The organism is Chromobacterium sp. FG22, assembly GCF_057809415.1.
Genome location: NZ_JBMDJX010000041.1, coordinates 18,237 through 28,325, shown reverse-complemented (window position 1 = coordinate 28,325; position 10,089 = coordinate 18,237). Strand labels below are relative to the sequence as shown.

Genomic DNA, 10,089 nt, shown 5'->3' with positions numbered 1-10,089 from the left:
GTTATCGCCAGCCGGACGCGGGCCGCGGTTGTCGCCAGCCGGGCGCGGACCACGGTTGTCGCCAGCCGGGCGCGGGCCGCGGTTGTCGCCAGCCGGACGCGGGCCACGGTTGTCGCCAGCCGGGCGCGGGCCGCGGTTGTCGCCGGCGCCGGCCGGACGACGGTCGTCGCGGCGCGGTTCTTCGCGGCGAGCCGGCGGCTCAGCGGCGCGCACCGGCTCGGGAGCCGGCGGCGGTTGCAAGGCGGCCTGGCGCGCGGCCTGGCGGCGCTCTTCGCGCTCGATCTTTTCGCGCATCAGCGCTTCCTGACGGGCGCGGAAAGCGGCCTGGCGCTTTTCCTCGGCTTCGCGAGCGGCGATTTCTTCCGGGCTCAGGATGGAGGCCACGGTCGGACGCTGCGCCGGAGCGGCCGGCTTGGGAGCGGCCGGTTTGGCGGCTTCCTGGCGCGGCGCTTCAGCCGGCTTGGGCTCGGGCTTGGCTTCCGCGGCTTGCGGAGCCGGTTCCGGCTTGGGCTCGGGCTTGATTTCCGGTTTCGGTTCGGGCTTGGCTTCCACCGCCGGAGCCGGCGCCGGTTCCGGCGCCTTCACCGGCTCCACCGGGCTGGACTCGGCCGCGGCGGGCTGAGCCGCGGACGCCTCTTCCGGACGCACCACGAAGCGCTTCTTGCGGGTCTCCACCTTGACGGTGCTGCCGTCGGCGGTCTTGATCTCGCTGGTGGACTTGCGCGTCAGGGCGATGCGCGACTCTTCGTCGCGCGCGCCGTGGGAGCGCTTCAGATAGTCAAGAAGCTGGGACTTGTCTTGCGCGGATAGCGCGTCATCCGGCGAGCGTTTGCTCACGCCGGCCGCGCCCAGCTGTTCCAGCAGGCGTTCCGGTGTGAGGTTAAGCTCACTGGCAAATTGTTTTACGTTTGTCAAAACCATGCGTCTTCCCAAATTCTGTAAATTCTTTCCGGACAGGCCTTACTGGTCGAACCAGTGCTCGCGCGCCTTCATGATGACGGCGCGGGCGGTCTCGGCCTCCATGCCGGTCATGTCCACCAGATCGTCCACGGCCAAATCGGCCAGATCGTCGCGGGTGATCACGCCGCCTTCGGCCAGCTTGCGAACCAGCTCGGCGTCCAGGCCCTCGATATCGCGCAGGCCATCGGAAACGCTTTCCACCTTTTCTTCGGACGCAATAGCCTGTGTCAAAAGAGCGTCACGCGCGCGGATGCGCAGATCGTTGACCAGCTCCTCATCAAACCCTTCAATCTCCAGCATCTCCGCAATCGGCACATACGCCACTTCTTCCAAAGCGGCAAAGCCTTCTTGCACCAGTACGGCGGCGACGTCTTCGCTCACGCCCAGGGCGCTCACGAACAGATCACGCACGGCGGCGTCTTCCGCCTGATGCTTTTCTTCAGCCTCGGCAACGGTCATGATGTTGAGGTACCAGCCGGTCAACTCGGCGGCCAGCTTGACGTTCTGGCCGCTGCGGCCGATGGCCAGCGCCAGTTGCTCCTCCTCCACCACCACGTCCATGCTGTGGTTGTCTTCGTCCACCATGATGCGGCTGACTTCAGCCGGCGACAGCGCGTTGATCACGAACTGAGCCGGTTCCGGCGCCCACAGCACAATGTCGATGCGCTCGCCGCCCAGCTCCTGGCTGACCGACTGAACGCGGGAACCGCGCATGCCGATGCAGGTGCCCTGCGGATCGATGCGCGCGTCGTTGGCCTTGACGGCGATCTTGGCGCGCATGCCGGCGTCGCGCACGGCGGCCTTGATCTCCAGCAGGCCTTCGTCGATTTCCGGCACTTCCAGCTCGAACAGCTTGGTCAGGAAATCCGGAGAGGTGCGCGACAGCACCAGCTGCGGGCCGCGACCCAGACGATCGATGCGCAACAGGAAAGCCTTGACGCGGTCGCCCACGCGCAGGTTTTCCTTGGGGATCATCTGATCGCGCGGCAGCACCGCTTCCAGCTTGCCGCATTCCACGATGGCGTTGCCGCGCTCGATGCGTTTGATGGTGCCGGTCACCAGGTGCTCGCGGCGCTGCAGGAACTCGTTCAGCAGCTGCTCGCGCTCAGCGTCGCGAATGCGTTGCAGGATCACTTGCTTGGCGGTTTGCGCGCCGATGCGGCCAAACTCCACCGCCTCCATCGGCTCCTCGATGAACGCGCCCACTTCAATGCGCGGATCGCGCTCGCGCGCGTCGATTACGCCGATTTCCTTGCTTTCCGATTCCAGCAGTTCGTCTTCCACCACCAACCAGCGGCGGAAGGTCTGATATTGACCGCTGTGGCGGTCGATTTCGACGCGCACGTCCATCTCGTCATCGGTAAACTTTTTCTTGGTTGCCGAGGCAAGCGCCATCTCAAGGGCGGAGAACACCACATCCTTGCTGACATTCTTTTCGCTCGCCAGGGCATCCACCAGCAACAAAATCTCGCGACTCATTCATTCCTCTCCGATTTTTGTCCTTTTGCGTGGCTTATGGCCGTCCAGACATCAAAACTCAGGCTCCAGCCTGGCCTTGTCGATATTGGCAAACGGAATCGCCACGATGCGGCCATCCACATCCAGCTTCACAGAGTCTTCCTCGACCCCGGCAAGACGACCGGTAAATTTCTTCTGCTGCTCGATCGGCATGCGCGTCTTGATCTTGGCAAGCTTACCGGCGAAGCGGACGAAATCAGCCTCTTTCTTCAGCGGACGGTCCAAGCCCGGCGAAGACACTTCGAGTCGCTCGTAGTCGATGTTCTCGACCATGAAAAGGCGGGTGAAGTGATTGCTCACCTGGACGCAATCTTCCACGGTGATGCCACCCGGCTTGTCGATAAAAACGCGAAAACCGCCCCCTGGGGTCATTTCGAAATCGACCAACTCGTAGCCCAGACCCGGCAGGGTGTTTTCCAGCAGCAAACGAACATCCATTGCTTTTTCCACAAATAAAAAATGGGCGAAACGCCCATCCCTAACCGACGCGATTGTAACCTATTCCATTGAAAAAGAAAACCGGCGAACCGCCCGCCTCCAACGGGACCGGACGGCTGTTTGCGCCGGACTTCTTTGCGAGCGGTTCCAGTTACGGTACATTACCGGGCACTCAAACAGCAGTTTGACGTCATGAGCGGCCAAGCCGCCGCGACATAACAAATATATAGTCACCAAATAGGTACGACGCCCGCCGGCGCGCGATACGCTGGCGCGACTCTCGTTAACCAGCACGATGGAGAAACCGGGATTTATGGAAAAGGTGTGGCTCAAAAACTACCAGCCGGGCGTAGCTCACGAAATCGACATCAACCAGTTTCAATCCGTGGTCGAAGTCTTCGACCGCAGCGTCAAGAAATTCCATGACCGCCCCGCCCTGGCCTGCATGGGCAAAGAACTCAGCTACCGCGAGATGGACCAGCTCTCCGGCCAGTTCGCCTCCTATCTGCAGCATGAGCTGAAGCTCCAGAAGGGCGACCGCGTGGCGGTGATGATGCCCAATCTGCTGCAATATCCGGTCGCGGTGTTCGGCACCTTGCGCGCCGGCGGCACCGTGGTCAACGTCAATCCGCTGTACACCCCGCGCGAGCTGGAGCATCAGCTGAAGGACTCCGGCGCGGAAACCATCGTGATCCTGGAGAACTTCGCCAGCGTGCTGGAGCAGGTGCTGCCGCGCACCCAGGTCAAGCACGTGATCGTGGCCTCCATCGGCGAGATGCTGGGCTTCGCCAAGGGCATGCTGGTCAACTTCGTGGTGCGCAAGGTCAAGAAGATGGTGCCGCCGTGGCGCCTGCCCGGCCATGTCCGCTTCGGCGACGCCCTGTCCCGCGGCGCGCGCGCGCCCTACCGGCCGGTGGAGCTGGGCCACGACGACATCGCCTTCCTGCAATACACCGGCGGCACCACCGGCGTCTCCAAGGGCGCGATGCTGGTTCACCGCAATATCGTCGCCAATATGCTGCAAGCCGGCGAGTGGGTGAAGCCGGTGATCCGCCCGGGACAGGAAATCATCGTCACCGCGCTGCCGCTCTATCACATCTTCTCCTTGACCGCGAATCTGATGGTGTTCACCGAAGTGGGGGCGCTCAACATCCTGATCACCAATCCGCGCGACATCCCCGGCTTCATCAAGGAAATGGGCAAGTACCCGATCACCTGCATGACCGGGGTCAACACCCTGTTCAACGCGCTGCTGAACAATCCGGAATTCGCCAAGCTCGACTTCTCCACCTGGCGCCTGGCGCTGGGCGGCGGCATGGCGGTGCAAAAAGCGGTGGCGGACAAGTGGAAGCAAGTGACCGGCGTCACCCTGGTGGAAGCCTACGGCCTGACCGAGGCCAGCCCGGCCGTGTGCATGAATCCGCTGGATCTCGCCGCCTACAACGGCACCATCGGCGTGCCGGTGCCCTCCACCGAGATGCAGCTGCGCGGCCCCGAGGGCGAGGAAGTGGCCCCCGGCGAGCAGGGCGAGCTGTGCATCCGCGGCCCTCAGGTAATGAAAGGCTATTGGAACCGCCCGGACGAAACCGCCAAGGTGCTGAGCCCGGACGGCTTCCTCGCCACCGGCGACATGGCCATGCTGACGCCGGACGGCTTCGTCAAACTGGTGGACCGCAAGAAGGACATGATCCTGGTGTCCGGCTTCAACGTTTACCCCAACGAGATCGAAGACGTGGTGGCCGGCCACGCCGGCGTGCTGGAAGTGGCCTGCATCGGCGTGCCGGACGACAAGTCCGGCGAGGTGGTCAAGGTCTTCGTGGTGCGCAAGGACCGCGCGCTGACGGAAAAAGACATCATCCAGCACTGCCGCGACAATCTGACCGGCTACAAGGTGCCCAAGCTGGTGGAATTCCGCGACGAGCTGCCCAAGACCAATGTCGGCAAGATTCTGCGCCGCGCGCTGCGCGACGAGAACAGCGGCGCCAAACTCGCCTGATCCATGCGGACGCCATGAAATCGCCGCCGCCCGCGCTATCGGGCGGCGTTTTTTTTGGGCGCGGGCCGGCTACACTTTAAAAGAACCGTTCCATTGATAAACCTTGCCGCTTCGGGTGCACGATTATGTTGATGCTGCCGTTTTTCAAATTGATGGCCGAACGCCGCGCCAGCGATCTGTTCTTCACCAGCTTCTCCCCGCCGATGATCAAGCAGAACGGCGAGCTGCTGCCGATGAACGAAAAACCGCTGACCGCAGACATGGTCAAACAGCTGGCCTACAGCCTGATGAGCGAAGAGGAAATCGGCGTCTTCGAACAGGAACGCGAAATGAACCTGGGCCACCCGGTGCCCGGCCTCGGCAGTTTCCGCATCAATATCTTCTGGCAACGCGGCTCGGTGGGCATGGTGGTGCGCTACATCCTGCCCAATATTCCGTCGCTGGAGCATTTGCAGCTGCCGCCGGTGCTCAGCGAACTGATCAAGCTCAAGCGCGGCCTGATCCTGGTGGTCGGCTCCACCGGTTCCGGCAAAAGCTCCACCGTGGCGGCCATGCTGCAAACCCGCAATCAGAGCATGAGCGGCCACATCCTCACCGTGGAAGACCCGATCGAATTCCTGTTCCGCCACGACAAGTCCATCGTCAACCAGCGCGAAGTGGGCTTCGACACCCTCTCCTACGCCCGCGCGCTGAAAAACGCGATGCGCGAGGCGCCGGACGTGCTGATGATAGGCGAGATCCGCGACCCGGAAACCCTAACCCAGGCGGTGACCTACGCCCAGTCCGGCCATCTGTGCATCTCCACGCTGCACGGCAACAACAGCTATCACATGCTGAGCCGGGTCATCAATTTCTTCCCGGCGGAAAGCCGCGCCGCCTTGCTGATGGACCTGTCCTCCGCGCTGAAGGCGGTGGTTTCGCAACGGCTGATCCCCACGGTGGACGGCGCCCGGGTGCCGGCAATCGAAATCCTGATCAACACTGCGCGCATTTCGGAGTTGATCCGAAACGGAGAGATAGACAAAATCAAGGAGGCCATCGAAAGCAGCATGAGCGATGGCTCGCAAACCTTCGAACAGGCGTTGTACCGGCTCTACAGCACGGGGCGCATCAGCCTGGACGAGGCCCTGAGAAACGCCGACTCGCCCACCAACTTGTACTGGTTGATCAATCAGAGCAAGGAAAAAGCGGCGAGCGGCGACGATAAGCAAGCCGGCGGCGAGCCGCCAAGCTTCGACAGCATCAAACTGGACCTGTAAACCCACCCATGATTACTCTTTACGGCATACCCAATTGCAGCACCGTCAAAAAAGCGCGCCAATGGCTGAGCGACAACGGCCTCGACTACCACTTCCATGATTTCAAGAAACAAGGCGCGGACGCCGCCAGCCTGGAGCGCTGGGCCGCCGCGGTCGGCCTCGCCAAGCTGATCAACCGCCAGGGCACCACCTGGCGCGCGCTGCCGGACGAGGTCAAGGCCGGCGCCGAGCAGCTGCCGGCCGCGCTGGCCTTGATGCAGGCCAATCCCTCGGTGATCAAGCGCCCGGTGCTGGACGCCGGCGGCAAGATCAGCGTCGGCTTCGTCGAAGCCGACTGGGCGGAGCGCCTGCTGAAATGAGCGCAACCTTAGAATTGGCGCGGCAGCTGATCCGGCTGGATTCGGTCACCCCGCGCGACCAGGGCTGCCAGGAATTGATGATCGCCCGCTTGGAAGCCATAGGCTTTCGCGTGGAGCGCATGCGTTTCGGCGAGGTCGACAACTTCTGGGCCCGCCGCGGCGACGCAGCTCCGCTGGTCTGCTTCGCCGGCCACACCGACGTGGTGCCCACCGGTCCGCTGGAGCAATGGGACAGCCCGCCCTTCGAACCCACCATCCGCAACGGCCTGCTCTACGGCCGCGGCGCCGCCGACATGAAAGCCTCGCTGGCCGCCTTCGTCACCGCCTGCGAAGACTTCGTCGCCCGCCATCCCGGACACCCCGGCTCCATCGCCCTCCTGATCACCTCGGACGAGGAAGGCGTGGCGGTGGACGGCAGCGTCAAGGTGGTGGACGCGCTGGAGGCGCGCGGCGAAACCATAGATTATTGCATCGTCGGCGAGCCCACCTCGGACCAGGCGCTGGGCGACACCATCAAGAACGGCCGCCGCGGCTCGCTGTCCGGCCATTTGATCGTGCACGGCATCCAGGGCCACATCGCCTATCCGCACCTGGCCAAGAACCCGGTTCACCTGATGGCGCCGGCGCTGGCCGAACTGGCGGAGACGCGCTGGGACGAGGGCAACGCCTTTTTCCCGCCCACCAGCTGGCAGGTGTCCAACATCCATGCGGGCACCGGCGCCAGCAACATCATTCCCGGCCATTGCGACATCCGCTTCAACTTCCGCTTCTCGCCGGAGAGCAGCGCGGAATCGCTGAAGGAACGCGTCTGCGCCATTCTGGACCGCCACGGCCTGGGCTATGAGTTGCACTGGCAATTGTCCGGCCAGCCTTTCCTGACGCAGCCGGGCAAGCTCACCGAGGCGCTTGGCCTCGCCATCGCCGACGCCACCGGCCGCCGGGCCGAGCTCTCCACCACCGGCGGCACCTCCGACGGCCGCTTCATCAAGCGCATCGCGCGCGAGCTGGTGGAGTTCGGCCCGGTCAACGCCACCATCCACAAGCTGAACGAGTGCGTGGAGGCGGCCGATGTCGAACCCTTGTCCGCCATCTATCGCCACACGCTGGAACTGCTGCTGAACACTGACTAAGCCGAATTCCGGCTATGCTGAAACCGGTTGCGCCTGGCGCGGCCGGTTTTTTTGCTTTGCGGCGCGCCGCCGTGGCGCGGCGTCGACGCTTCTCGTCTCCCGCCTGAATGCGGCGGCCTCCAGCGAAAGGTATGATCCGAACCATGGAAGTCGAAATCGCAAAAATATTCATCGCGCTGCTGGTGCTGGTCAATCCGCTGGGCGCCATCCCCATCTTCATCAGCCTGACGCCCACCTCCAACCAGCTGGAGCGCAAGAAGATCGCCAAGACCACGGCCATCGCCGTGGCCATCGTGCTCTGCCTGTTCGCCGTCGTCGGCGAGACCCTGCTGCGCTTTCTCGGCATCAGCGTCGGCTCTTTCCAGGTGGGCGGCGGCCTGTTGGTGATGCTGATCGCCATCGCGCTGATGAACGCCAAGCCGGGACCGACCAAGACCACCAAGGTGGAGCGCGAGGAAGCGGAAACCAAGACCAATATCGCCGTGGTGCCGCTGGCCATCCCGCTGATGACCGGGCCGGGCACCATCTCCACCGTGATCATCTATGCGACGACGGCCTCGTCGTGGGTACAGGTGGTTTACCTTTTGGTAAGCAGTTTGCTGGTGGCCATCACCTGCTACGGCGCGCTGGTGCTGGCCTCGCCCTTGTCCCGCCTGCTGGGGCAGACCGGCATCAACATCGTCAACCGGGTGATGGGCATGCTGCTGGCGGCGGTGTCGGTGGAAATCATCGTGGATGGGATTTACCGGCTTTTTCCGCAGCTTGCACGATAAAATCCCAAAAAACCCACAAACTCGGCAGGATTATTGTGCTGAGGCGATCAGCACAGCGCCTGGCGTTCAATGCCAGACAAAGCGGGGCAAGACCCAGGCTTCGCCCGTTCGCCGCATGGAAAACCCCTTGTTTTTACTTGGGGTTTTCCATATCCACGCTCAAGCCCAAGCCCGCATCTGTATATAGACAGACGGCGCTGTATACACATTTTCAAAGACAACTGTTCATTGTTTGTACCGATCCCAAGCAGTACTAATAAGGGGTTTTCATCCAATGGTCATTTTGCCATGTCTAGCCAGCAAGCCGTCCCCATCAAAATCTATCCGCGCCTGACCACCGGCCGCTTCAACAACGTTCGGGTGTTCATGGTTCTCGCTACCCAACTGGCGTTCTTCGGCCTGCCCTGGTTGCAGTGGAACGGCAGGCAGGCTGTGCATCTGGATCTGGAACAACATCGCTTCCTGATCTTCGGCCTCACCTTCTGGCCGCAGGACTTCATCTTTTTCGCCGCCTTGCTGGTGATCTGCGCGCTGGGCCTGTTCCTGTGGACCGCGCTGGCCGGCCGGCTCTGGTGCGGTTACAGCTGTCCGCAGACAGTCTACACCCAGATCATGTTGTGGATAGAACGGCTGACCCTGGGCGATCACAACGCCCGCCGCAAACTGGACGCGGCGCCGATGAGCGTGAACAAGTTCACGCGCAAGACGCTGTCGCACGGGCTGATGGGCTTGTTCTCGCTGATCACCGGCTTCACCCTGGTCGGCTACTTCACCCCGGTGCGCGAGCTGGCCGCCGCCGCGCCCAGCCTGGCCTACGGCCCGTGGGAAAGCTTCTGGATCCTGTTCTACGGCGGTTTCACCTGGCTGCTGGCCGGCGTGCTGCGCGAGAAGGTCTGTCTGCACATGTGCCCGTACGCGCGCTTCCAGGGCGCGATGTTCGACAACGACACCCTGATCATCTCCTACGACAACCGCCGCGGCGAACCGCGCGGCAAGAGCAAGCAGGCGGCCAACAAGGCGCGCGGCAGCTGCATCGATTGCGGCATCTGCGTCCAGGTCTGCCCCACCGGCATCGACATCCGCAACGGCCTGCAATACGAGTGCATAGGCTGCGCCGCCTGTATCGACGCCTGCGATCAGGTGATGGACAAGATCCATGCGCCGCGCGGGCTGATCAGCTACACCAGCGCCGCCGCGCTGGAAGCCGCCGGCAAGCCGGAACGCCCCAGCAGCAGCCATCGCCCGCGGGTCATCGTCTACTCCAGCTTGCTGGCCGGCATCATCGCCCTGTCCACCACCGCGCTGATCCTGAAAAAACCGTTCAAGGTGGACGTGCTGCGCGACCGCGCGGTCCTGGTGCGCGCCACCGACGACGGCCTGCTGGAAAACAGCTATAACCTGAAGCTGATCAACACCAGCGAACAGGCGCAGCGCTTCAAGATCCAGGTGGAAGGCCTGCCCAGCCTGAGGCTGGACAAGCCGGGCCAGGTGGTCGAAGTCGCGCCCACCCGCACCGAGACCGTCACCGTGCGAGTGCAGGCCGAGCCCGAGCACGCCACCCGCGGCGCGCACGACATCTACTTCGTGGTCAGCTCGCTGAGCCATGACGGTAGTATGATCAGGGAAAAATCCAGCTTCATCGGCGAATGAATCTAG

9 protein-coding genes are annotated in these 10,089 nt (G+C 63.0%); 6 read left to right on the top strand and 3 right to left on the bottom strand.

Annotation, left to right across the window (positions count from 1 at the left end; all coding sequences use genetic code 11):
- The 3 genes from ACODSD_RS23280 to rimP form a co-directional block, all read right to left on the bottom strand.
- The coding region (locus tag ACODSD_RS23280; RefSeq protein ID WP_488878448.1) for a translation initiation factor IF-2 N-terminal domain-containing protein at positions 1–921 on the bottom strand (921 nt) is incomplete at its 3' end.
- 39 nt (positions 922–960) lie between these two features.
- A complete protein-coding gene (gene nusA, locus ACODSD_RS23275; RefSeq protein ID WP_107799036.1) occupies positions 961–2,439 on the bottom strand; it encodes a transcription termination factor NusA in 1,479 nt (492 codons plus the stop codon).
- Positions 2,440–2,490: 51 nt separating this feature from the next.
- Positions 2,491–2,916: a ribosome maturation factor RimP gene (rimP, locus tag ACODSD_RS23270; RefSeq protein ID WP_048409119.1), complete on the bottom strand. Its 426-nt coding sequence runs from the start codon at positions 2,914–2,916 to the stop codon at positions 2,491–2,493.
- A gap of 313 nt (positions 2,917–3,229) precedes the next feature.
- On the opposite strand from rimP, the gene ACODSD_RS23265 reads away from it, so the two are divergent.
- The 6 genes from ACODSD_RS23265 to ccoG all read left to right on the top strand — a co-directional run bounded on the left by ACODSD_RS23265 (position 3,230) and on the right by ccoG (position 10,083).
- Complete coding sequence (locus ACODSD_RS23265; RefSeq protein WP_488878447.1) at positions 3,230–4,912, top strand: long-chain-fatty-acid--CoA ligase; 1,683 nt, start codon at positions 3,230–3,232, stop codon at positions 4,910–4,912.
- 131 nt (positions 4,913–5,043) lie between these two features.
- On the top strand, positions 5,044–6,171 hold the full coding sequence (locus ACODSD_RS23260; protein ID WP_233246666.1) for a PilT/PilU family type 4a pilus ATPase: 1,128 nt from the start codon (positions 5,044–5,046) through the stop codon (positions 6,169–6,171).
- Positions 6,172–6,179: 8 nt separating this feature from the next.
- The gene (locus tag ACODSD_RS23255; RefSeq protein WP_107799033.1) at positions 6,180–6,530 is read left to right on the top strand and encodes an arsenate reductase; all 351 of its coding nucleotides are present in this window, start codon (positions 6,180–6,182) and stop codon (positions 6,528–6,530) included.
- The gene (dapE, locus tag ACODSD_RS23250) at positions 6,527–7,660 is read left to right on the top strand and encodes a succinyl-diaminopimelate desuccinylase (protein ID WP_107799032.1); all 1,134 of its coding nucleotides are present in this window, start codon (positions 6,527–6,529) and stop codon (positions 7,658–7,660) included. The genes ACODSD_RS23255 and dapE overlap by 4 nt, the downstream gene beginning before the upstream one ends.
- Before the next feature lie 143 nt (positions 7,661–7,803).
- On the top strand, positions 7,804–8,433 hold the full coding sequence (locus ACODSD_RS23245; RefSeq protein WP_019103674.1) for a MarC family protein: 630 nt from the start codon (positions 7,804–7,806) through the stop codon (positions 8,431–8,433).
- A gap of 288 nt (positions 8,434–8,721) precedes the next feature.
- Positions 8,722–10,083 carry a cytochrome c oxidase accessory protein CcoG gene (ccoG, locus tag ACODSD_RS23240; protein WP_488878446.1) on the top strand — a complete coding sequence of 454 codons (1,362 nt, stop codon included), beginning with the start codon at positions 8,722–8,724 and terminating at the stop codon, positions 10,081–10,083.
- Positions 10,084–10,089: the final 6 nt, after the last annotated feature.